We start from the raw sequence: 22,073 nt of genomic DNA on the forward strand, positions 1-22,073 counted from the left end.
CTGCCGCCGAAGCGGGGGTGAGCCGGGGATCCCCTACGGCTCCCACTTCGGCCACGGCTGCTCGTCCCGCTCGTACAGCTCCCGCAGGTGCCGCCACCGCTCGGGCGTCCAGGTGCTCCAGTCCGAGGGGTGGCCGTCCAGCGCCGCCGCGAGCCGTTCGAAGTGCTCGTGCCACCCGGCCAGGCAGTCGAGCCGGTACGCGCGGGTGCCGCGGAACTCGTTGGTGAAACGCAGCACGGTCGACCCGTCGCCCCCGGATCCCGGTTCCAGATGGAACCGGATCCGGCCGTGCGTCGGATCGACCGTGTACTCGGCCACGACATCGGGATCCCAGGCGGTCACCCGCCCCGAGACCTCCGTCTCGCTGTTCAGCCAGCGGAGGGTGACCCGGCCGCCGAGCCGGGGTTCCAGCGGATCCGCCTCGCAGAGCCAGCCGGGCAGCCCCTCGGGAGAGGCGACGGCCGCCCAGACCAGCGGCAGCGGATGCGGCAGTTCCATCACGTACCGCAGCAGGTGCGCGTCCCCGTCGTGGGTCTCGCTCCTGCCCCGGGGTATCTCGCTCATACCTCCAGCGTGGCCCCGGGGCCCGTCACCCGCTAGCGCAGGGCTCAGACGCCCGCGTAGGAGTGCTTGCTGCTGACGAAGATGTTGACGCCGTAGTAGTTGAACAGGAAGCAGGCGAAGGCGATGAGCGCGATGTACGCGGCCTTCCGCCCCTTCCAGCCGGCCGTCGCGCGCGCGTGCAGGTACGCGGCGTAACCGACCCACGTGATGAAGGACCAGACCTCCTTGGCGTCCCAGCCCCAGTAGCGGCCCCACGCGTCGCCGGCCCAGATCGCGCCCGCGATGATCGTGAAGGTCCAGAGCGGGAAGACCGCGGCGTTGACCCGGTAGGAGAACTTGTCGAGGGACGCCGCGGAGGGCAGCCGCTCCATGACGGAACGGGCGAAGGCGCCCGGGTTCCCGCCGGTCGCGAGCTTGTTCTCGTACGAGTCGCGGAAGAGGTAGAGCAGGGTCCCGACCGCGCCGATGTAGAAGACGGCGCCGCAGAAGATCGCGGTGGAGACGTGGATCCACAGCCAGTACGAGTCGAGCGCGGGGACCAGCTGGTCACTGGGGGTCTTCAGCCAGGTGGTGGCCATGCCCAGGTCGAGCAGGACCGTGGTGACCAGGGGCAGACCGATCCAGCGGATGTTCTTCTTGGCCACGAGGAAGCCGAGGTACGCGCCGACCGCCACCGTCGAGAAGGTGGTGGAGAACTCGTACATGTTGCCCCAGGGGGCCCGCTGCACGGAGAGCGCCCGGGTGACCACGCCCGCCGCCTCGACCGCGAAGGCCAGGACGGTGAGCGAGATGGCGATGCGGCCGTACAGGTCGCCCTTGACCGTGCCGCCGGCCGCGCCGGGGCCGTCGGGGACGTCCCGGGTGCCGGCCGCGGAACGCGTCACGACCTTCGGCTTCTCCAGGACGGCGGTGCCACCGGCCTGCTTGACCTGCACGGTCACGGCGGCGGGGGCGGCGGCCGGGGTACGGGAGGTCAGCGCGGCGGCGGTACGGCCGACCTTGCTGCGGCTGCCGAGCACCCACTCGGCGATGTGGGCGAAGAAAGCCAGGGTGTAGACGGCCATCGAGGAGTAGATGAGCAGGTCGCTCATCCGCGCCAGGCTCTCGTTGGTCGTGGCGGCGAGGATCACTTGTCGGCCTCTCCAGAAGGGGCAGGGTCTTCTGCGGGTTCTGCGGGTTCTTCCGCGGGTTCCGGTACGGCCTCCGGATCGGCGTGCGGCGCGGGCGGGGCCTGTGCCGTGAGGGCGACCGCCAGGTCACCCAGCTCCTCGGGGAGCTTCGCGGACTCGCTGCGGCCGAGGCCCGCCATCTCGACGACGGTCACCCCGTCCGTACCGCGCACGGCCCGGACCCAGACCCGGCGCCGCTGGATGAACAGCGAACCGGTCAGGCCTGCGATGGCGGCGATGGCGCCCGTGAGGGCGAGGCCGTTGCCGGGCTGCTGCGAGATCTGGAAGCTGGCCCACTCCTTGACGTCCTTCTCGAAGGTGATCGAGCCGGCGCCACCGGGCAGCGTCATGGTCTCGCCGGGCAGCATCCGCTGGGCGAGCTTGTTGCCGGACGCGTCCATGAACTGGGTCATCTTGGACTTGTCGAGCTGGTACACGTTCTGCGGCAGCCCGGAGTTGACCCGCAGGTCGCCGTGGAAGCCCGTGAGCGCCATGACGGGGAAGTCGAGCCCGGGGAACTGCGAGAACATCGTGCCCTTGCCGGCGCCCGCGAAGGTCGGCACGAAGAAGGCCTGGAAGCCCAGCTGCTCCTTCTTGCCGTTCTTGTCGCGGTAGCCGTCCATGACCTTGATGGCACCGGTGGACGTGATGTTGTTGTCGATGGGCAGCAGTGGCACGGCGCCGTGGAAGACGGTCTTGCCGCGGCCGTCCTTGACGGTGACCACGGGCGCGTAGCCGTGGGCGATCAGATAGACCTTGGAGTCGCCCACCTTGAGCGGCTCGTTGACCCGAATGACCGCCTTCTCGTCGGCGCCGCCCCGGGAGTAGGTGACGGCCGCCTCGAAGGTGCGGGGGGTGCCGCGCTGGGGGCCGTTCTTCTCGTACGTGCCGTTGAAGGAGTCGAGCGTGAAGCTGAACGGCTCCAGCTCGTCGACGCCGAACTGCGAGCCCGACTTGAAGTCGTCGTACTGGGTGAGCGTGTTGGAGAAGCCGTCGCCCTCGACGACCAGCTTGCCGCCCTCGGACTTGAAGAGCTGGCCCCAGGCGAAGGCGACGAGCATCACGATCAGGGCGACGTGGAAGGCCAGGTTCCCGGCCTCGCGGAGGTAGCCCTTCTCGGCGGCGACCGCGTTCCCCGCCGTATGGGCGCGGAAACGGCGCCCCTTGAGGAGGGTGAGCGCGGCCTCGCGGACCTGCTCGGGCTCGGCCTCGGTGCGCCAGGTGGTGTACGCGGGAAGCCGGTCGAGGCGCTTGGGGGCGCCCGGCGGGCGGCTGCGGAGCTGGCCGACGAACTGCCAGCTGCGCGGCACGATGCAGCCGATGAGGGAGACGAACAGCAGGATGTAGATCGCGGAGAACCACACCGAGCTGTAGACGTCGAAGAACTGGAGCTTCTCGTAGAGCGGGGTGAGGGTCTCGTGGGCGTCCTTGAAGGCCTGCACCTTCAGCTCGTCCGCGCTGGTCTGCGGGATGAGGGAGCCGGGGACGGCGCCGAGGGAGAGCATGAAGAGCAGGATCAGCGCGACCCGCATGGAGGTCAGCTGCCGCCAGAACCAGCGGACCCAGCCGACGACCCCGAGGGTGGGTCCGCCGACGGCGGTGTCCTCCCGTGGGGCGGTCGACAGCTGCGCCCGGGCCGCCTCCTCCGGGGCCGCGGTGTTCTCCGTCGTATCGGTCTTGCTCATGGAACTCAGATCCCCACCGTGAAACCGCTGGACCAGCCCTGCATCGTGGCGACCATGCTGTCCCACGCGCCCGTGAGGAGAAGGACACCGGTGACGAGCATCATGCCGCCGCCGATCCGCATCACCCACACATAGTGCTTCTTGACCCATCCGAACGCCCCGAGCGCCTTGCGGAAGGCGATGGCGGCGAGCACGAACGGTACGCCGAGCCCGAGGCAGTACGCGAAGGCGAGCAGCGCTCCGCGTCCGGCGCTGGCCTGTTCCAGGGCGAGGGCGTTCACCGAGGCGAGCGTGGGGCCGATGCACGGGGTCCAGCCGATGCCGAAGAGCGCGCCGAGCAGCGGCGCGCCGACGAGGCCGGCGACGGGCTTCTTGTGGAAGCGGAACTCGCGCTGGGTGAACCAGGGCATCAGGCCGAGGAAGAAGACGCCCATGAGGATCATGAGCACGCCGAGGACCGTGGTGAGGGTCTCGCGGTACTCCTGGAGGGTCGACCCGAAGTAGCCGAAGAGCGCGCCGCCGGACACGAACACGGCGGTGAAGCCGAGGACGAAGAGGACGGCACCCGCGGTCATCCGGCCGCGGCGGCTCTCGGCGAGGTCCGTGCCGGTGACCCCGGTGACGTACGAGAGGTATCCGGGGACGAGCGGCAGGACGCACGGCGAGAAGAAGGAGACCAGGCCGCCGAGGACCGCGAGGGGCAGGGCGAGCAGCAGGGCTCCGCTGGTGACCGTCTCGTTCACCGGCTCACTTCTCCTTGAGGACGGGCTCGATCATCGACCGGAGCTTCTCCTCGTCGAGCGCCATGAGGGAGCGGGCGGCGATCTTCCCCTCCTTGTCGAGGACGACGGTGGAGGGGATGCCCTGGAGGCTGAGGGTGCCCTTGGGGAAGCCGTTGAGGATCAGCTTGCCCTGCGGGTCGTAGAGGCTCGGATAGGGGACTGCGTAGTCCTCTTCGAAGGCGAGGGCCGGTTGCTTGTTGAAATCACGCGTATTGATTCCGACGAACGCCACGCCCTGGTCCTTGAGGGCATTGGCGACCTTGACGAAATGCGGGGCCTCGGCGCGACACGGGGGGCACCACGAACCCCAGACGTTGAGGACGACGACCTTGCCCTTGAGGTTGGCGACGTCGAGCTGCTTGCCGTCGAGGGTTTCGCCGGCGAGCTTCCCGGTGGCCGCGCGCTCGCCCTTGGCGGCGGTGGAGATACCGCCCGTGTTGGTCACGAAGTTGGTGTTGCCACCGCCGCCGGACTTGCCGTTGCTGTCGCCGCCGCAGGCCGAGAGCGTGAGGGCGGCGGTCAGCACTCCGACGGCGAGCAGGGTGCGTCGAGGGGCACGGCTAAGGCTCATGTGAAAAGTTTCGCATGGGCGTTTGGGGGATCTTGGGCACCCCCCTACGTGCCCGGAAAGCCCCTTGTCAAGATCGCCTAAGCGATCGGGTGCACAAGGGGCCCGGACGGTCGTTACGCGGTCGGGGTGGCCGAGGCGGCGGGCCTGAGGAAGGTGTTCCATCCGCCGTCCGGCTTCTGTCCCACTTCCAGGGTACGCAGCTTCGCGAGGATCTTCGGGTCCTGGACGTCGAGCCAGTCCACGAACTGCTTGAAGGAGACGAGCCGTACGTCCTTCTTCCCGGCCATCCCCTTGAGCGCCTCCTCGACGGCGTCCATGTAGATGCCGCCGTTCCACTGCTCGAAGTGGTTGCCGATGAAGAAGGGCGCGCGGTTCGACCCGTACGCGCGCGTGAAGCCACCCAGCAGCGCGTCGGCGGCCTGCTTGCGCCAGCCCGGGTAGCGCGAGGGCATGCCCTTCGTCGTGTTCTTCGACTGGTTGGCCAGCATGTTGTAGTCCATGGAGAGGACCTCGAAGGAGTGCCCGGGGAAGGGCACGGCCTGGAGCGGCAGGTCCCAGATGCCCTGGCGCTTGTCGGGCCAGGTCTGCCGGCCGCCGGGCGAGCTGGCGTCGTACCGCCAGTTCAGCCGCTTGGCGGTGGGCAGCAGGTTGTCCTGGCCGAGGAGGCAGGGGGTGCGGCCGCCGACGAGTTCCTTGGAGTAGTCGAAGGGCAGCGGGTCGAGGTCGGTCCAGCCGCTGTTCGTCTTCCACTCGGTGACGAACTTCATGGCCTGGTCGATCTCGCTCTGCCACTGGGCCGGGGTCCAGTTGCCGACGGAGCCGGAGCCGCCGCAGAAGTGGCCGTTGAAGTGGGTGCCGATCTCGTGGCCTTCGAGCCAGGCCTGCCGGACGTACTTCAGGGTGTCCTTGATGTGGGCATCGGTGAGGTAGCCGATGTCGGAGGCGCCGACGCGGTTGTTCGGCGGGCGGTAGAGGTCCTTCTTCGACTCGGGGAGCAGATAGATCCCGGAGAGGAAGAAGGTCATCGCCGCGTCGTGGTTCTTGGCGATTTCGAGGAAGCGCGGGAAGAGGCCGTTGCCGACCTCGCCGGCGCCGTCCCAGGAGAAGATCACGAACTGGGGCGGGGTCTGGCCGGGTTCGAGCGGGACGGGGGCGTCGGGCTGGTGCGGCTGCTTTCCGGTGTCCGCGGTGGAACCGTCGCCGATGAGCTTGGCGTCGTCCTTGGTCGGGGTCGGCTTACCCGGATCCGCGGAGACGTCTCCCCCCTTATCGGGTCCGGAACGCCCCGGCTTGTCCTGATTGCTGGTGCTGCATGCGGCGACTCCCATCGCCGCCGCAGCGCCAACGCCCGCCCCGAGCAGCCCCCTTCGACTGATCCCACTGATCCCGCGCATGACATCCCCATTCGCGCTGACGTATGACCTGAACGTCATCCAAACCGACAATGAGTGAGATGCCGGGAGGAACACGGAGGTTCCGGGAAATCGCACAAAAATTTCAGGGCGACCGGATGACATGCACATCATCATCCAATCGCCCTGAACCGTGCCCCTCGGGTCCGCCCTGTTCGGTCGGGGCGGCGGAGCCCGTACCCTCCGGCCCCGGAGCTACGCCCCGAACGCCTTCGACTTCCCCTTGACCGGCTTCGCACCCGCCAGCAGGTGCGCCGGTACGAGGTCCCGGGCCGGCTCGCTGTAGCCGACCGAGACGATCTTGTCGCCCCGGTACGTGAACGAGGTCAGCGAGGCCAGCGTGCACTGCCGCCGCCGCGGGTCGTGCCAGAGCCGGCGCTTCTCCACGAAGCTGCGCACGATCCAGATCGGCAGCTGATGGCTGACCAGGACCGCCTCGTGCCCCCGGGCCGCGTCCTTCGCCGCGTCGAGCGCGCCCATCATCCGGACGACCTGCTCGACGTACGGCTCGCCCCAGGACGGCTGGAACGGATTGGTCAGGTGCTTCCAGTTCCCCGGCTTGCGCAGGGCCCCGTCGCCGACGCCGAAGGTCTTGCCCTCGAAGACGTTCGCCGCCTCGATCAGCCGCTCGTCGCTCGCCAGGTCCAGACCGTGCGACTTGGCGACCGGCGTCGCCGTCTCCTGCGCCCGCTCCAGCGGGGAGGCCACGACGTACGTGATGTCCCGGTCGGCCAGGTGCTCGGCGACCCGGTCCGCCATCTGCCGGCCCAGCTCGGACAGGTGGTAGCCGGCACGGCGCCCGTAGAGGACACCGTCGGGGTTGTGCACCTCGCCGTGCCGCATCAGATGGACGACGGTGATGTCCTGGTCGCTCTTCGGCGCGCCCGCCGCTGCGCCCTTCGGCTTCGGGGAGCTCTCCGGAAGGCTCGTCGCGTCGCTCATGCCGTCGCCTCCGCGGCGGCGCGGGCGGCGGCCGGCAGGGCGGCGGCGATGCGCTCGATCGCCCGCTCGTCGTGCGAGGCCGACACGAACCAGGACTCGAACGCGGACGGCGGCAGGTACACGCCGTCGGCCAGCATCGAGTGGAAGAAGGCGTTGAAGCGGAAGGCCTCCTGCTGCTTCGCCTCGTCGTAGTTCCGCACCTCGTCGGCGGTGAAGAAGACCGAGAACATGTTGGACGCGGTCTGCAGCCGGTGCGCCACGCCCTCCTTGGCGAGCGCACCGGTGACCAGGCCCTGGATCTCCTCCGAGACCGCGTTCACCTTCGCGTACGCCGCGTCGTCGAGCAGCCGCAGCTGCGCGAGCCCGGCGGCCGTCGCGATCGGGTTACCGGAGAGGGTGCCCGCCTGGTAGACCGGCCCGGCCGGGGCCAGGTGGCCCATGACGTCGGCGCGGCCACCGAACGCGGCGGCCGGGAAGCCGCCGCCCATGACCTTGCCGAAGGTCAGCAGGTCGGCCTTGACGCCGTCGACGCCGTACCAGCCGGCCTTCGAGGTGCGGAAACCGGTCATCACCTCGTCGGAGATGTACAGCGCGCCGTTCTCCCGGCACAGGTCCGCGAGCCCCTGGTTGAAACCGGCCACCGGCGGGACGACGCCCATGTTGCCGGGCGAGGCCTCCGTGATGACACAGGCGATCTCGCCCGGGTGCGCGGCGAACGCGGCCCGCACGGACTCCAGGTCGTTGTAGGGCAGCACGATCGTGTCGCCGGCCTGCGCGCCGGTCACGCCGGGCGTGTCGGGCAGACCGAGGGTGGCGACACCGGAACCGGCCGCGGCGAGCAGCGCGTCCACGTGGCCGTGGTAGCAGCCCGCGAACTTGACGACCTTGGCGCGCCCGGTGAACCCGCGGGCCAGCCGGATCGCGGACATCGTCGCCTCCGTACCGGAGGAGACCAGACGCACCTGCTCGACCGGCTCCACGCGCGCGACGATCTCCTCGGCGAGCGCGACCTCGCCCTCGCCGGGCGTACCGAAGGAGGTGCCCCGCGCCACGGCGTCCTGGACGGCGGCGGTGACCTCGGGGTGCGCGTGGCCGAGAATCATCGGTCCCCACGAGCAGACGAGGTCGACGTACTCACGACCGTCCGCGTCGGTGAGGTAGGGACCGGAACCGGACACCATGAACCGGGGCGTTCCGCCCACGGCCCGGAAGGCACGCACCGGTGAGTTCACGCCGCCGGGCGTCACGAGGGAAGCGCGGTCGAAAAGCGTCTGTGAGACTGGGGCTTCGTATGAATACGGCACTGTGATCCTGACCTGCGAGAACGACTTCGGGCACGACATCGGGAACGGAGGGACGGCGTGAACATCCCCTGTATTACGCCGGGGCGTTCGCCCTCCGCGTCTGCGAAACTGGGGCGTCATAGGGATGGCTCACGGAATCCATGGTGTCAGAGGCCACGGCGTTCTTGCGGACAGGTGTTTCACCGTACGAACGCGGGGGAGGTCACTGACACGATGATCGGGTCGCGCGGCGGGGTCGTGTTGCCGAGAAAAAGCAGTCGGGTGGAGATATGCATCGCGGTGGCGGACCGGGCGAGGGGACGGACGACCTGGGTCCGGAGTCTGCCCGCCGGGGCAGGCACCGGCGCCGGCGGACCGAAGACCCGACGTCGGGCACTCCGGTCGGCCCCGGCGCGCAGGGACCCCCTGGCCCCCCGGGCGAACCGGCCCCCGGAAGCGGGAGTGGCCGGTTGGGGGTGACGTACAAGTACTTCGGCGCGCCCGACGGCGCCACGGCGGCCCGCGTCCCGATCTCGATGCGCCCGGAGGAGCTCGGCGGGGACGAGCTGGGCATGGGCGGCATGTTCACCAAGATCAAGCCCGAGACCATAGCGGCGATGGTCCTGACGGGCATCCAGGGCATGCCCCTGCACAAGGTGCCCCCGCTGGAGCTGGTGGTGCTGCACCCGGACTACGCGGTGGTGAAGCTGCCGATGACCGTCGTCGACCCGCTGCGCGGGATCGGTGAGGAATCGGTCGGCGCCGCGGCCTTCATCTGGTCCACGGTCCCGGACCGCGGCGGCCCGCGCGACGCCTTCGACGTCTACCAGCTGCTCCACGAGTGGCAGGACTTCTCGGTCCGCCTCCACGAGGCGGGCCACCAGCCGTACTGCTTGGTGTGGCCGTAGGGCGCTGATCCCTGGGTACGGGGGCCCTAGGAGTCCGAGGGCGTCTCCGCGCGCTCGGCGGCCAGCTCGCGGGCCGAGGCGAGCCGGTACGGCACGTCGATGACGACGACGTTCTTCATGAACAGCAGCCGGGTCTTGAGGCGCAGCGCGCTCTGGTTGTGCAGCGGCTGCTCCCACCAGTGCCCCACCACGTACTCGGGGATGACCACCGAGATCACCGATTCCGCCGTCCGCTCGGGCGCGTCCCTGACGTGCCGCAGGACCGGCTGGACGATCGAACGGTACGGGGAGCTGAGCACCCGCAGCGGTACGTCGATGCCGTGGGCCTCCCAGGTCGCCCGGAGCACCTCCGCCTCCGCCGGGTCCTCGGCGACGGTGACGGCCGTGAGGGAGGCGGGGCGCAGGGTCCTGGCGTAGGAGAGCGCCCGGAGGCTGGGCGCGTTGACGGAGGCGACCAGGACGAGGACGTGGTTCTCGGCCAGGGTGTGGGGCCGCTCCCCCGGTGCGACGGCGACCTCGGCGGCGACGGTGTCGTAGTGCCGGCGCACCCCCTTCATCCCGGCGAAGAGCACCGGCATCGCGATGACGACGATCCAGGCGCCGTGGGTGAACTTGGTGATGAGGACGATGACGAGGACGACCGCCGTCAGACAGGCCCCGAAGGCGTTGACGGCGAGGCGGCGGTGGATGCCGCGGCGGGCGGCGGCGCCGGCGGGGCCCGCGTGGGCGGGGGTGGCGAGTTCTCGCCGCCAGTGCTTGACCATGCCGGCCTGGGAAAGGGTGAAGGAGACGAAGACGCCGAGGATGTACAGCTGGATGAGGCGGGTCAGCTGCGCGTCGAAGGCGACGATGAGGACGATCGCGGCGAGCGCCAGGATGACGATGCCGTTGGAGTAGACGAGCCGGTCGCCGCGGTGGACCAGCTGGCGGGGCGCGTAGCGGTCACGGCCGAGGACGGAGGCGAGCATCGGGAAGCCGTTGAAGGCGGTGTTGGCCGCCAGGATCAGCACGCCCGCGGTGACGGCCTGGAGCGCGTAGAACAGGATGTGCCAGTCGCCGAAGGTGGCCCGTCCGATCTGGGCGAGCGCGGTGGACATCGGGGTGCCGGGGGCGAGCCCGAGTTCGGTGGGGTCCTCGGCGACGTGGACCTCGTAGACCATCGCGAGCACGGTGATCCCGAAGAACATGGTCACGGAGAGCCCGCCCATGATCGCGAGCGTCATGGCCGCGTTCCGGCTCTTCGGCTTCTCGAAGGCCGGTACGCCGTTGCTGACCGCCTCGACGCCGGTGAGCGCGGTGCAGCCGGAGGCGAAGGCACGCAGCGCGAGCAGCACCAGCGCGATCCCCGAGTAGGTGGAGACCGCCTCGACGGGCAGGTCGGCGGACTCGGCGCGGATCGTCGCACCGGTCGCCATCCGTACGGCGGCCACCGCGAACATCAGGTAGATCACGGTGATGAAGGCGTAGGTGGGGAGGGCGAACCAGCGGCCCGACTCCCGTACCCCGCGCAGGTTCATCCAGGCCAGGACGACGACGAAGAACACCGAGAGGGCCACGGCGTGCCCGTCGAGCGCGGGGACGGCCGAGGTGATCGCGGCGACCCCGGAGACGACCGAGACGGCGACGGTCATCACGTAGTCGATGAGCAGCGCGGAGGCGGCGGTGAGCGCGGCGGTCTGCCCGAGGTTCTCGGCGGAGACGACATAGGCCCCGCCGCCGCCGGGATAGGCGTAACAGGTCTGCCGGTAGGAGGCGACGACGACCAGGAGCAGGATGACGATCCCGACGGCCGCGTACCAGGCCAGATGGAGCACGGCGAGGCCGCCGAGCGCGAGGATCAGCAGGATCTCCTCGGTGGCGTACGCGACCGAGGAGAGCGGGTCGCTGCAGAAGATCGGCAGCGCGAGCCGCTTCGGCAGCAGGGTCTCCCCGAGTCGGCCGCTTTCCAACGGACGACCTACCAGCAGGCGTTTCGCCGCACTTCCAGCTCTCATAAGTGCTGAAGTTAGGACGAATGATATGTAATGCGCGGAAGCCGCGCCCTGTGGGAACCCCCGTACGCCCTGTGGGGGTCCCGTACGAGGAAGGACCTGACGCGTGAGCGGAACCCAAGGAGCACAAGCCGCACGGGACGCCCGGAGGGACGCGCGCGCGGGGAGCGGCCGGCCCATGCAGATCGGCGAGGTCGCCGCCCGGACCGAACTGTCCTTCCGCACCATCCGGCAGTACGAGGACAGCGGCCTGGTCGTCCCGTCCGCCGCGTCACCGGGCGGATTCCCCCTCTACACGGACGCCGACGTGTCCCGGCTGATGGTGGTCCGGCGGATGAAGCCGCTCGGCTTCACCCTCGACGAGACCCGCGAACTCCTCACGGCCGTCGACCGGCTGGCCGCCGACCGCGCGGGCACGGACGCGGAGCTCGAACCGGCCGAGCGGGCGGCGCTCGTCGCCCGCGTCCGGGGGTACGAGCAGGCGGCCGCGGAACGGGTCGCCGAACTACGGGCCCAGCTGACCCGCGCGGAGGAGTTCGCGGACTCGCTCCGCCGGACCCGCCTGACGGCGACACCGGCCTGAGCTTGGCATCGCCCGGGCGCGCGCGGGATCAGCCGGTGAGGGCCCCGGCGAGTTCGCGGAAGAAGCGCGCGTACGCGGCCGGGCTGGGCGGCGTCTCGGGGTTCCACGCGGCGAGCCGGACGCCGGGCAGGGCCCCGTCGGGGGCCGTGGCGTGGGCGCGCTCGTCGAAGAGGACCAGGCCGGGACGGAGTTCGACGGCGTGCCCCCAGTCGGCGGTGAGCCAGTTGGCCCCGGCGCCGGGGCCCGGTTCGAGCAGCCGCACGCCCAGTTCGGCGAGACGCGCCAGCTCGGGCCAGGCCTGCGGACGGGCCAGATGCACCTGCTCGGGCCCCGCCCCGGAGAGCGCGAGCACGGAGAGCCCGCCCCGGGCGACGGCCTCCCGGACGGCGGCCTCGGCGGCCGGGAGCGACCCGGAGCCCGTACCCGCCGTGCCCGCCGTACCCGCCGTGCCGGTGTCCGGCGACGCCCCGAGGCTCACCGCCAGCGCCCCGAAGCGTTCGAGGATCGCCCCGAGGGTGAGTTCGCTGCCGACGGAGAGCGCGACGAGCGGCACCCCGAGCCGGTCGGCGACGGCCTCGTCGAGCGCGTAGGGGCCCTTCCCGTCGTAGGTCACGTCGACGATCAGGTCCGGCCGCAGCTCCCGCAACAGCCCCTCGTCCAGGGACCGGCCAGGCCCGAGGTACGTCACGGCGGCCGACCGGAGCCCGCCCTCCTTCGCGGGGTCGAGGACCTCGCCGTCGTGCCCGGAGCCGTACACCGCGACCGGCGTCACACCCAGGTCGCACAGGGCCGCCCCGGCCCGTACGTACGCGATCACCCGGCGCGGCACGCGGTCCGCGCCCGGCTCCGTACCCCTGTCGTCCGTGAACCCCCACGCCTGCGACCCGGACATACGGCTGCTCCCTCCCCGGCCGGAATGTGCCTCTTCCGCCACCTTGGAACGGTTCCCCGGCCCGCACAAGAGGGCCTGCCCCTCGCCGCCGGCCCGCCGGGGGCGTCGACGGCGGCGTGGCTGTCACCGAGCCTGCGCGCCCGCGCCCGCGCTGAGCGGGGACGCCGGCCGGGGCTCAGACGTTCCGGGTGCGCGGATCGCGGCCCGTGGTCGCGAGCAGCCGCTCGAACGCGGTGGCGTCGGCGGGCGGCTCGACGGCCTCCCCGAAGACACCGGCCTGACGGGCCATGGGCGCCATCCGCTCCACCTCCTCGGCCAGCCCGGCGACCACCGCCGGGTCGGGCTCGAAGCTCCGCCCGGTGGCACGGGCCAGGTCCCAGGCGTGCACGGTCAGGTCGAGCAGCACCATGGAGCCGACGGTCCGCGCGGGCAGGCCGAGGGACCCCGAGGTGCCCTCCTCGGCACCGGGCGCGGACCAGGCCTCGGCGAGCTTCCCCGTCTCGTCCTCGAAGCGCTCGCGCCAGCCGGCCTCGGCGAGCCGGCCTCGGCGAGCCGGTCCGGGGTGTCGGAGAAGTCGGCCGAGCGCTTCGCGGCGAGGTCCTGGAAGCTCACGACCACGGCGAAGAGATGGTTCAGCAGGGCGCGCACGTCGTACTCGGCGCAGGGCGTGGGCGCGCCGAGCGCACTGTCGGGGGTGTCCCTGACCAGGGGCGCGGCATGTGCGGCGGCACTGCGGAGCAGATCACCGACGGGAAGCGGGGACCCGCTCGTCGGAGTCGTGGGGGACGTCATGGGGCGAGGTTAGGGGAGCATGCCCGCCCACGCCTTGAAGAAACACGACAGGCCGGGAAGCCGCTCCGGCCGAGTGTGCGTGCCAGGCGTCGCGGGCCGGGCGGGACTTTCCGGACACGCCCTAGCATCGGAGGATGTCCGACTCCGCACCGCGCAAGGACACCCGGGGCATCGTCGACCCCGCCGAGCTGCTCTCCCGCGTCCGCTTCCGCCGCCACGCCCCGGCGCCGGAACTGCGGGCCTACCTGGAGCACTACTGGCTGATCGACTGGGACCTGGAGGAGCCGTACGCGAGCCATCTCGTCCCGCACCCTTCGGTGAACATCGTCTTCCAGCGGTACGGACCGCTCGGCGCGCCGGCCGCCGCCACGCGCGCGTCCGCCGAGGTCTCCGGGATCGGGCTCGGCCTCTTCACGCAGAAGCTGGAGGAGTCGGGCCGGGTCTGCGGGGTGCAGTTCCGCCCCGGCGGCTTCCGCCCGTTCGCGCCCGCGTGGCCGGTGTCGGCGTGGACGGGCCGCAGGGTCCCTCTGACCGAGGTCTTCCCGGACGCGGGGACGGGCGGGGGTACGGGCTCCGACGGGGGTGCGGGCACGGTCTCCGGCACCGTCGCGGCCGTGGCCGCGGACACCCTGACCGACGTCCTCTCCCCCGACACCGACCACGCGCGCGTGGCGGCGCTCGACGCGTTCCTCCTGGCCCGCGGCCCCGCCCCCGATCCGGCCGCCGACCAGGCCATGGAGCTCGTCGACCTGGTCCGCACGGACCGCACGGTCCGCAGGGTGTCCCAACTGGCCGCCGCGACCGGCCTGTCGGCACGCTCGCTCCAGCGCCTGTTCTCGTCCCACGTCGGCGTGGGCCCCAAGTGGGTGATCCTGCGCTACCGCATCCACGAGGCCCTGGAGCGCGCCGAGGCCGCCGATACGGCCGGTGACCTGGACTGGGCCGGCCTCGCGGCGGAGCTGGGCTACAGCGACCAGGCCCATCTCGTACGGGACTTCACCACGACGATCGGGGCGTCGCCGACGGCGTACGCCCGGGGACTGTCGGCCCCCTGACCTACCGTACGGAGATGGACAACGACACCTCACCGGTACGGCTCGAAGCGTGGTCCGAGGGCGACGGCGGTCTGCTGAACGCCCTGAACGCCCCGGAGCTGACGGAGCACCTCGGCGGCCCGGAGACCGAGGAGCAGCTCGTCCGGCGCCACCGGAAGTACCTGGGCATGAGCGCGGACGACGTCGGCGCCGGGCGGATGTTCCGGATCGTGCTGCTGCCGGAGGAGGCCGTGGTGGGCAGCATCGGCTTCTGGGTGCGGACGGGGGACGCCGAACCGACGTACGAGACCGGGTGGGCGGCGCTGCCGGGCTTCCAGGGCCGGGGGGTCGCGACGGCCGCCACCCGCGCGGTGGCCGCGGCGGCCCGGCGGGCGGGCCGGTACCGCTTCCTGCACGCGTACCCGTCGACGGACAACACCGCGTCGAACGCGGTGTGCCGCAAGGCGGGGTTCGAGCTGCTCGGCGAGCGTGACTTCGAGTACCCGCCGGGGCGCCCGATGCGCTGCAACGACTGGCGCCTGGACCTGACGGGACCGGCTGCGGACTCGGCTGCGGAACCGGCCCAGGAACCGGCCTAGGAGGGTTCTTCGGGCGCGGTGAGCGGCCGGGAGAAGTGGAAGGCCACGATGTCGAAGCGCTCGCGCAGATAGAAGCGGTGGGCCCCGGTGCGATGGGTGCCGGAGTCCAGTTCGAGCTCGTGGCAGCCGGCGGCGCGGGCGTGCGCGTCCAGATGGGCGACGAGTGCGTGGCCGACGCCGGCGGAGCGGCTGGCGGCGGCGGTCACGAGGTCGTCGACGTAGAGATTGCGCAGGGTGCTGGTGTTGTTGACGATCCGCCAGCCGGCCGCGCCGACGCAGCGCCCGTCGTCCGCGTAGGCGGCGCTGAACCGCAGCCCCTGCGGGTGCCCGGCCTCGTACACCCCGCGGAAGAGTTCCGGGGTGAGGTGGGGGCGGAGTTCGGAGAGGACCGGCAGGAGGTCGCTCTCCAGCCGGGGATCGCCCGGCTCGAGGTCGATGATCTTCATGGCGGGACCGTACCTCAGGGTTTTGTCGGGGTTGACGCACCGTGCGCCACCCTGGATATTTATCTGCGTGGCGCAGATGATGCGCTGCGCAGCGGAATCCGTCTGCCGCTGCATCCACCTCCGGAAGGACAGCTCCCATGACCGTTCTCGTCACCGGCAGCCGCGGCCGCGTCGCCTCCACCCTGCTCGGACTGCTCGACGCCGCGGGCGTCAAGGCCAGAGCCGGCTCCAAGAACCCGGCGGACCTCTCGCCACCGCCCGGGGTGGACACCGTGCGCTGCGACCTCGCCGACCCGGCCACCTTCGACGCCGCACTGGACGGCGCCGACTCCGTCTTCCTCTATGCCGAGGCCACCCACGCCGAGGCCTTCGCCGACCGGGCCCGCGCCGCCGGCGTCGAGCACGTCGTCCTCCTCTCCTCCAGCTCCGTCCTCGCCCCGGACGCCGAGGAGAACCCGATCGCCGCCTCCCACCTCGCGGCCGAGCGCGCCCTCTCCGCCGCCGCGGACGCCGGGGCCTTCCGGGCCACCCATCTCCGGCCGGGCGCGTTCGCCACCAACACCCTGCAGTGGGTCCATTCGCTCCGGAACGGACAGGGCCCCGCCCTGCCCCACCCCGGCACGTACGGGGACCCGATCCACGAGCGCGATGTCGCCGAAGCCGCCTTCGCGGTGCTCACCGAGCCCCGGCTGCGGGGTTCCTCGTATCTGCTGACGGGCCCCGAGTCGCTGACCTTCGTCGAGCAGCTGGCGGTCCTCGCCGAGGTGACGGGACGGCCCGCTCCCCACACCGTGGTGACACCCGAGCAGTGGAAGGAATCCGTCGCCGCCTACATGCCGGAGACCTTCGCCGACGCCCTGCTGTCCTACTGGGCCGCGCACGACGGCCGGCCGACGCCCGTGACCCGCACCGTCGAGGAACTCACCGGCCACCCGGCCCGCACCTTCGCCCAGTGGATCACCGACCACGAGGAGGCCTTCCGCCCCTGACCACACCCCCACCGCCGGCCCTCCACCGCACCGGGGCTCGGGCCCCGGGACCCAGGACCACCGGGACCCGGACCCCACCCCTCACCGCTCCCTCACCGCTCCCGCTCCGGCCCGTCGCCGCCCCGCCGTTCCACCCGCGACGAATTCCCTGGCCGCCCCTCCCGCCCCGGTGCCATCCTGTCCCCGTGAACGGACCGGAGATCCACATCAGTTTCGCCCCCGGCCTGGGCCTGTTCGTCGCGGCGGACCGCCGCTCGGGCACGACGCCCCTGACCACCGACGGCACGTCCTCGCTCGGCCATGTCGTGGAGTCCCTCGGTGTGCCGCTGACCGAGGCCGGGCGGCTCCTGGTCGACGGGCGGCCCGTCGACGCCTCGCACGTCCCGGCGGCGGGCGAGAGGGTCGAGGTGGAGGGCGTCGTCCGCCCGCAGCCGGTGCCGGGCGCCCCTCTCCGGTTCCTGCTCGACGTGCACCTCGGCACGCTGGCCAGGCGACTGCGCCTGCTCGGGGTCGACGCGGCGTACGAGAGCGAGGACATCGGCGACCCCGCCCTCGCCGCGCTCTCGGCCCGGGACCGGCGCGTGATGCTCTCGCGGGACCGCGGACTGCTGCGCCGCCGCGAACTGTGGGCGGGCGCCTACGTCTACAGCGACCGGCCGGAGGACCAGCTCCGGGACGTCCTGGAGCGCTTCGCACCGGCGCTGGCGCCCTGGACGCGCTGCACCGCGTGCAACGGGGAGCTGAGCGGCGCCGACAAGGACGCGGTGCGTGAGCGCCTGGAGCAGGGCACCGAGAAGACGTACGACGTGTTCGCCGAATGCGTCGAGTGCGGCCGGGTCTACTGGCGCGGTGCGCACCACCACCGCCTGGAGGCGATCGTCTCCGACGCGGTACGGGAGTTCGGCGGCGCCACGGCCGACTGACGGGGCGGACGGGGGCGAAGCCCGGGACGACGACTGGCCGGCCGCCGGTCGGTCGGTCGGGGCTGCCGCCCGTCAGTCGAGGTCGCCGCCGCGCAGGCGCTCGATCTGCGCGGCGCTGACCTCCACGGTCCGCCGCATATGGGCGATGAGCAGGGCGAGCTCGGCGTCGCTGTAGACGTCGAACATCGTGCCCCAGGTGCCGTTGAGCTTGCGCCACAGGGCGCCGAGCTCCGCGATCCGCTCGGGCACGAGCGCGACCAGGACCCGGCGCCGGTCCTCGGTGTCGCGTTCGCGGGTCACGTAGCCGGACCGTTCGAGGCGGTCGACGAGACGGGTGGCCGAGCCCGTGGTGAGACCGGTCAGCTCGGCGACGCGGCCGGTGGTCACCGGCGCCTCCTCCAGGCTGAGCAGGTTCAGGCACTGCACATCCGTCGGATGGAGCCCCAAGTGGTCGGCGACGGCCTGGTTGAACAGGGCGTACGCGGCCATGTAGCGGCGGGCCTCCCCGAACAGCTCGGTCATCAGGGTGGTGCGCCGGGCGGAACTCTTCTGCGGCATGCAGAGATTGTACGAACCAGACTCTAGGGCGCCTCGGCGGTGAGGTAGCGCTGCACGGTCGGGCCGAGCCAGGCCACGATGTCCTCGGGGGACATCTCGACGGCGGGCGGGAGCCGCAGCACATAGCGGGTGAGCGCCATGCCGAGGATCTGGGAGGCGACGAGCGCGGCCCGCTGCGGGGCCTCCGCCGGGTCCGGGCAGACGCCCCGGGTCACGGGCCCGAGCTGCTGGGCGAAGATCTCCTGCATCCGCTCGGCCCCGGCCGCGTTGGTGACGCCGACCCGCAGCATCCCGGTGAGGACCTCGTCCCGTTCCCAGCGCTCGATGAAGTGGGTGACCAAGACGGCGCCGATGTGCCGCGCGGGCAGCGAGCCCAGTTCGGGCAGGCCGATGTCGATCTGGGAGGCGGCGGCGAACAGGCCCTCCTTGTTGCCGTAGTAGCGCATGACCATCGACGGATCGATCCCGGCGTCCCGGGCGATGGCCCGGATCGTGGCGCGGTCGTATCCGTCGGAGGCGAAACGCTCACGGGCGGCTTCCAGGATGGCGGCCCTGGTGGCGTCGGAGCGGCGGGCGGTCGTCATGTCAACGACTGTAGGCCAACAGCCGTTGACATTCCATTCGGGCCGCCCCTACAGTTGCCAACAAGCGTTGACCAACAGATGTTGGCCAACGATCGTGGGCACCCTGGAGGCAGCCATGAGCACCACGAAGAAGACGGACACCGACGTACTCGTCGTCGGCGCGGGCCCCACCGGCCTGCTCCTCGCCGGCGACCTCGCCACCGCCGGCATCGACGTCACCCTGGTCGAGCGCCGCCCGCAGGGCCTCAGCAACATGACCCGCGCCTTCGGCGTCCACGCCCGCACCCTGGAGCAGCTCGACGCCCGCGGCCTCGCGGACGAACTCCTCACCACCGGCACCACCCTGGACCGCGCCCGCCTCTTCGGCGCCCTCGACCTCGACCTCACCCGGCTTCCCAGCCGCTTCAACCACCTGCTCGTCACCCCGCAGTACGAGGTCGAGCGCCTCCTGGAGCGCCGCGCGGTGTCCGCCGGAGTCACCTTCCGGTACGGGACGGAGCTGCGCGGACTGCGCCAGGACGCCGACACCGTCACCGCGGAGCTGACCGGCCCCGACGGGGACCCGCTCACCCTCACCGCCCGCCACCTGGCCGGCACGGACGGGGTCCGCAGCGCCGTCCGCACCGCCCTCGGCCTGCCCTTCCCCGGCGGCTCCGTGATCCGCTCCCTCGTCCTCGCCGACGTCCGCCTGGCCGAGGAGCCCGCCGAGTCGTTCACCGTCAGCGGCTCCGGCGACACCTTCGCCTTCCTCGCCCCCTTCGGCGACGGCTGGTACCGGGTGATGGGCTGGAGCCGCACCCGCCAGGTCGCCGACAGCGAACCCGTCGACCTCGACGAGGTCCGCGAGATCGCCCGCCGCGCCTTCGGCACCGACCACGGCATGCACGACCCGCGCTGGATCTCCCGCTTCCACAGCGACGAGCGCCAGGCCCCCGCCTACCGCGTCGGCCGGGTCTTCCTCGCCGGAGACGCCGCCCACGTCCACTCCCCCGCCGGCGGCCAGGGCATGAACACCGGCCTCCAGGACGCCGCCAACCTCTCCTGGAAACTCACCGCCGTCCTGCGCGGCGACGCCCCCGACCCCGAGGCCCTCCTCGACAGCTACCAGTCCGAACGGCACCCGGTCGGCGCCATGGTGCTGCGCAGCAGCGGCGCGATCGTGCGCCTCGCGATGGCCCACACCCCACTCACCCGCGCGGCCCGCACCCTCGTCGCCCGCCTCCTCGGCGCGATCCGGCCCGCCTCCGCCCGCGCCCTGGGCATGATCAGCGGCCTCGGCATCGCCTACGCACCCCCGGCCGGCGCCACCCGCCCCGCGGGGCGCCGCGCACCGGACGCCCGACTGCGCGAGGGCCGGCTCTACGAACTGCTGCGCCGGGGCGAGTTCGTCCTCATCGCCCCGGAGGGCGAGCCACCGGCCCTGCCGGAGACCGCCCCGGTCACCCCCGGACACCTCGTACGGGCGACCTGGAGGGATCCGGCACGACGGACGGCGGTACTGGTCCGCCCCGACGGCTACGTCCAGTGGACGAGCCGATGAGCACCCGACCCGACCGCCCCCTCGGGCGTCAGAAGACGTACGGGTCGCCGGTGGCCAGCACGAGGACGCGGTGCCGGTCGTTCCTCGGATTCCGGTCGGTCACCCCGTCCCGCCAGGCGGTGGAGATCTCCACGGTCAGCTCGTCCGGGAGACCCGCGGTCCGCAGGCCGAGCGCCAGCTCACCGACACCCCCCGCGGCCGACAGCTCGCCCGTCCGGCAGGACACCACCCGGTCACTGCTCCAGAGACAGGCCGGCGGCAGCTCCTGGCCGCCCGCCATCGGCTCGGAGAAGGCCAGCCGAACGGTCGCCTCGGGGACATCGGCGGGGCCGAGGTTCTCACTGACCAGCCAGACGCCGACCCGCCCGTCCCAGAGGGAGACATGACCGTGATGGGCCAGATCCGCCTCGGGCCCGGCCACCGGCCCCACGGCACCGGCACCCGTACCCGCGCCCATCACCACGACGGCCGCGAGAACGACCCCAAGCACACCCTTCCGCATTACACACATAGGCCCAAAATACCCACAGATCATCCCATCTTCTGACAATCGGTCAGCCAGCGTGTCTCATGGGACGCTGCCCTCATGGTCACCGCCCGATCCCTCACCCTCTTCGTCCTCGCCGCACTCTTCGAGATCGGCGGCGCCTGGCTCGTCTGGCAGGGCGTCCGCGAGCACCGGGGCTGGATCTGGATCGGCGGCGGAGTCCTCGCCCTCGGCGTCTACGGCCTCGTCGCCACTCTCCAGCCCGACGCCGAGTTCGGCCGCGTCCTCGCGGCCTACGGAGGAGTGTTCGTCGCCGGATCCCTCGCCTGGGGCATGGTCGCCGACGGCTACCGCCCCGACCGCTGGGACGTCATCGGCGCACTCGTCTGCCTCGCCGGGATGGCCCTGATCATGTACGCCCCGCGAGGCCGCTGACCGGCCTCCCGCCCTATCCTGACCGGGCGATCGACGTAATCGACCACCTGCGCGAGGAGCACCACGTCATGACTGCCCCCGGTACCCCCATCGCCGTCGTCACCGGAGCGAGCAGCGGAATCGGCGCCGCCACGGCCAGGCAGCTGGCCGCCGCCGGCTACCGCGTGGTGCTCACCGCCCGGCGCAAGGACCGCATCGAGGCCCTGGCCGCCGAGATCAACGAGGCCGGCCACCAGGCCACCGCCTACGCCCTGGACGTCACCGACCGCACCGCCGTCGACGAGTTCGCCACCGCCTTCAACAACCTCGCCGTCCTCGTCAACAACGCGGGCGGCGCCCTCGGCGCCGACACCGTCGCCACCGGCGACCCGGCCGACTGGCGCCAGATGTACGAGGTCAACGTCATCGGCACGCTCAACGTGACGCAGGCCCTCCTCCCGGCCCTCACCGCGAGCGGCGACGGCACGGTCGTCGTCCTCTCCTCCACCGCCGGCCACTCCACCTACGAGGGCGGCGCCGGCTACGTCGCCGCCAAGAACGGCGCCCGCGTCCTCGCGGAGACCCTCCGCCTGGAGATCGTCGGCACCCCGGTCCGCGTCATCGAGATCGCCCCCGGCATGGTCAAGACGGACGAGTTCGCCACCACCCGCTTCCGCGGCGACACCGACAAGGCCGCGAAGGTCTACGCGGGCGTGGCCGAACCCCTCACGGCGGACGACGTGGCCGACACCATCACCTGGGCCTGCACCCGCCCCCCGCACGTCAACATCGACCTCCTGGTGGTCCGCCCCCGAGCCCAGGCCTCCAACACCAAGGTCCACCGCGAACTCTGACACGTCCGGGTGAACCCCCTCGCCCACCCACACGCCGACCGAAGAGACGCTCTAACGTCGGAAACAACTCC

At 71.7% G+C, this 22,073-nt stretch carries 23 protein-coding genes and 1 pseudogene; 9 read left to right on the top strand and 15 right to left on the bottom strand.

Translation table 11 applies throughout. From position 1 onward, the window contains the following. Window positions 1-33: 33 nt before the first annotated feature. From ASD33_RS06560 to hemL, 8 genes are all read right to left on the bottom strand, one after another. A complete protein-coding gene (locus ASD33_RS06560) occupies window positions 34-564 on the bottom strand; it encodes an SRPBCC domain-containing protein (RefSeq protein WP_056554769.1) in 531 nt (176 codons plus the stop codon). A 44-nt stretch (window positions 565-608) separates the two neighbouring features. After that, window positions 609-1,694, bottom strand: coding sequence for a c-type cytochrome biogenesis protein CcsB (gene ccsB, locus ASD33_RS06565; RefSeq protein ID WP_056554772.1), 1,086 nt, complete (start codon window positions 1,692-1,694; stop codon window positions 609-611). Beyond that, window positions 1,691-3,418, bottom strand: coding sequence for a cytochrome c biogenesis protein ResB (locus ASD33_RS06570; protein ID WP_056554775.1), 1,728 nt, complete (start codon window positions 3,416-3,418; stop codon window positions 1,691-1,693). Before ASD33_RS06570 ends, ccsB begins: the two co-directional genes overlap by 4 nt. Window positions 3,419-3,423: 5 nt before the next feature. After that, the gene (locus ASD33_RS06575; protein ID WP_056554779.1) at window positions 3,424-4,161 is read right to left on the bottom strand and encodes a cytochrome c biogenesis protein CcdA; all 738 of its coding nucleotides are present in this window, start codon (window positions 4,159-4,161) and stop codon (window positions 3,424-3,426) included. 4 nt (window positions 4,162-4,165) lie between these two features. Next, a complete protein-coding gene (locus ASD33_RS06580; protein WP_056554782.1) occupies window positions 4,166-4,771 on the bottom strand; it encodes a TlpA disulfide reductase family protein in 606 nt (201 codons plus the stop codon). A 113-nt stretch (window positions 4,772-4,884) separates the two neighbouring features. Beyond that, window positions 4,885-6,156, bottom strand: a complete 1,272-nt coding sequence (locus tag ASD33_RS06585) for a hypothetical protein (protein WP_107103672.1) — start codon at window positions 6,154-6,156, stop codon at window positions 4,885-4,887. 222 nt (window positions 6,157-6,378) lie between these two features. Beyond that, entirely contained in the window at window positions 6,379-7,026 is a 648-nt protein-coding gene (locus ASD33_RS06590) for a histidine phosphatase family protein (protein WP_056555000.1), read from the bottom strand. Between the two features lie 95 nt (window positions 7,027-7,121). Continuing rightward, window positions 7,122-8,468: a glutamate-1-semialdehyde 2,1-aminomutase gene (hemL, locus tag ASD33_RS06595; RefSeq protein ID WP_079044607.1), complete on the bottom strand. Its 1,347-nt coding sequence runs from the start codon at window positions 8,466-8,468 to the stop codon at window positions 7,122-7,124. A gap of 230 nt (window positions 8,469-8,698) precedes the next feature. Between hemL and ASD33_RS06600 the strand changes: the two genes are divergently transcribed. Continuing rightward, window positions 8,699-9,316, top strand: a complete 618-nt coding sequence (locus ASD33_RS06600) for a hypothetical protein (RefSeq protein WP_079044608.1) — start codon at window positions 8,699-8,701, stop codon at window positions 9,314-9,316. A gap of 26 nt (window positions 9,317-9,342) precedes the next feature. Here ASD33_RS06600 and ASD33_RS06605 read toward each other — a convergent pair whose 3' ends face one another. Continuing rightward, window positions 9,343-11,310: an APC family permease gene (locus tag ASD33_RS06605; RefSeq protein ID WP_056554792.1), complete on the bottom strand. Its 1,968-nt coding sequence runs from the start codon at window positions 11,308-11,310 to the stop codon at window positions 9,343-9,345. Between the two features lie 175 nt (window positions 11,311-11,485). Between ASD33_RS06605 and ASD33_RS06610 the strand changes: the two genes are divergently transcribed. Further along, entirely contained in the window at window positions 11,486-11,890 is a 405-nt protein-coding gene (locus ASD33_RS06610) for a MerR family transcriptional regulator (protein WP_056554795.1), read from the top strand. A 28-nt stretch (window positions 11,891-11,918) separates the two neighbouring features. On the opposite strand, the gene ASD33_RS06615 is transcribed toward ASD33_RS06610, so the two are convergent. Together ASD33_RS06615 and ASD33_RS06620 are read right to left on the bottom strand one after the other, a co-directional pair. Beyond that, a complete protein-coding gene (locus tag ASD33_RS06615; protein WP_056554798.1) occupies window positions 11,919-12,782 on the bottom strand; it encodes a hypothetical protein in 864 nt (287 codons plus the stop codon). Between the two features lie 175 nt (window positions 12,783-12,957). Beyond that, window positions 12,958-13,574: pseudogene (locus tag ASD33_RS06620) on the bottom strand (TIGR03086 family metal-binding protein). Window positions 13,575-13,708: 134 nt separating this feature from the next. Between ASD33_RS06620 and ASD33_RS06625 the strand changes: the two are divergent. Further along, a complete protein-coding gene (locus ASD33_RS06625; RefSeq protein ID WP_056554801.1) occupies window positions 13,709-14,629 on the top strand; it encodes a helix-turn-helix domain-containing protein in 921 nt (306 codons plus the stop codon). Between the two features lie 14 nt (window positions 14,630-14,643). Next, window positions 14,644-15,207: a GNAT family protein gene (locus tag ASD33_RS06630; protein WP_056554804.1), complete on the top strand. Its 564-nt coding sequence runs from the start codon at window positions 14,644-14,646 to the stop codon at window positions 15,205-15,207. Here ASD33_RS06630 and ASD33_RS06635 read toward each other — a convergent pair. Continuing rightward, complete coding sequence (locus ASD33_RS06635) at window positions 15,204-15,653, bottom strand: GNAT family N-acetyltransferase (protein WP_056554807.1); 450 nt, start codon at window positions 15,651-15,653, stop codon at window positions 15,204-15,206. The genes ASD33_RS06630 and ASD33_RS06635 overlap by 4 nt on opposite strands. A gap of 137 nt (window positions 15,654-15,790) precedes the next feature. On the opposite strand from ASD33_RS06635, the gene ASD33_RS06640 reads away from it, so the two are divergent. Both ASD33_RS06640 and ASD33_RS06645 read left to right on the top strand, forming a co-directional pair. Then, window positions 15,791-16,642 carry an NAD(P)H-binding protein gene (locus ASD33_RS06640; RefSeq protein ID WP_056554809.1) on the top strand — a complete coding sequence of 284 codons (852 nt, stop codon included), beginning with the start codon at window positions 15,791-15,793 and terminating at the stop codon, window positions 16,640-16,642. A 185-nt stretch (window positions 16,643-16,827) separates the two neighbouring features. Next, a complete protein-coding gene (locus ASD33_RS06645; RefSeq protein ID WP_056554812.1) occupies window positions 16,828-17,565 on the top strand; it encodes a Mut7-C RNAse domain-containing protein in 738 nt (245 codons plus the stop codon). Between the two features lie 72 nt (window positions 17,566-17,637). Here ASD33_RS06645 and ASD33_RS06650 read toward each other — a convergent pair whose 3' ends face one another. Together ASD33_RS06650 and ASD33_RS06655 are read right to left on the bottom strand one after the other, a co-directional pair. Next, window positions 17,638-18,123, bottom strand: a complete 486-nt coding sequence (locus ASD33_RS06650) for a MarR family winged helix-turn-helix transcriptional regulator (protein WP_056554815.1) — start codon at window positions 18,121-18,123, stop codon at window positions 17,638-17,640. Between the two features lie 23 nt (window positions 18,124-18,146). After that, complete coding sequence (locus ASD33_RS06655; RefSeq protein WP_056554819.1) at window positions 18,147-18,707, bottom strand: TetR family transcriptional regulator; 561 nt, start codon at window positions 18,705-18,707, stop codon at window positions 18,147-18,149. A 115-nt stretch (window positions 18,708-18,822) separates the two neighbouring features. Here ASD33_RS06655 and ASD33_RS06660 point away from each other — a divergent pair, with 115 nt between their 5' ends. Continuing rightward, on the top strand, window positions 18,823-20,247 hold the full coding sequence (locus tag ASD33_RS06660; protein ID WP_056554822.1) for an FAD-dependent monooxygenase: 1,425 nt from the start codon (window positions 18,823-18,825) through the stop codon (window positions 20,245-20,247). A 28-nt stretch (window positions 20,248-20,275) separates the two neighbouring features. On the opposite strand, the gene ASD33_RS06665 is transcribed toward ASD33_RS06660, so the two are convergent. After that, entirely contained in the window at window positions 20,276-20,737 is a 462-nt protein-coding gene (locus tag ASD33_RS06665) for a hypothetical protein (protein WP_079044614.1), read from the bottom strand. Between the two features lie 96 nt (window positions 20,738-20,833). Here ASD33_RS06665 and ASD33_RS06670 point away from each other — a divergent pair, with 96 nt between their 5' ends. Both ASD33_RS06670 and ASD33_RS06675 read left to right on the top strand, forming a co-directional pair. Beyond that, window positions 20,834-21,169, top strand: coding sequence for a YnfA family protein (locus ASD33_RS06670; protein WP_056554827.1), 336 nt, complete (start codon window positions 20,834-20,836; stop codon window positions 21,167-21,169). A gap of 68 nt (window positions 21,170-21,237) precedes the next feature. Next, window positions 21,238-22,002, top strand: a complete 765-nt coding sequence (locus ASD33_RS06675; RefSeq protein WP_056554830.1) for an SDR family NAD(P)-dependent oxidoreductase — start codon at window positions 21,238-21,240, stop codon at window positions 22,000-22,002. The last annotated feature ends 71 nt before the right edge of the window (window positions 22,003-22,073 follow it).

Source organism: Streptomyces sp. Root1304 (assembly GCF_001426405.1).
GTDB lineage: Bacteria > Actinomycetota > Actinomycetes > Streptomycetales > Streptomycetaceae > Streptomyces.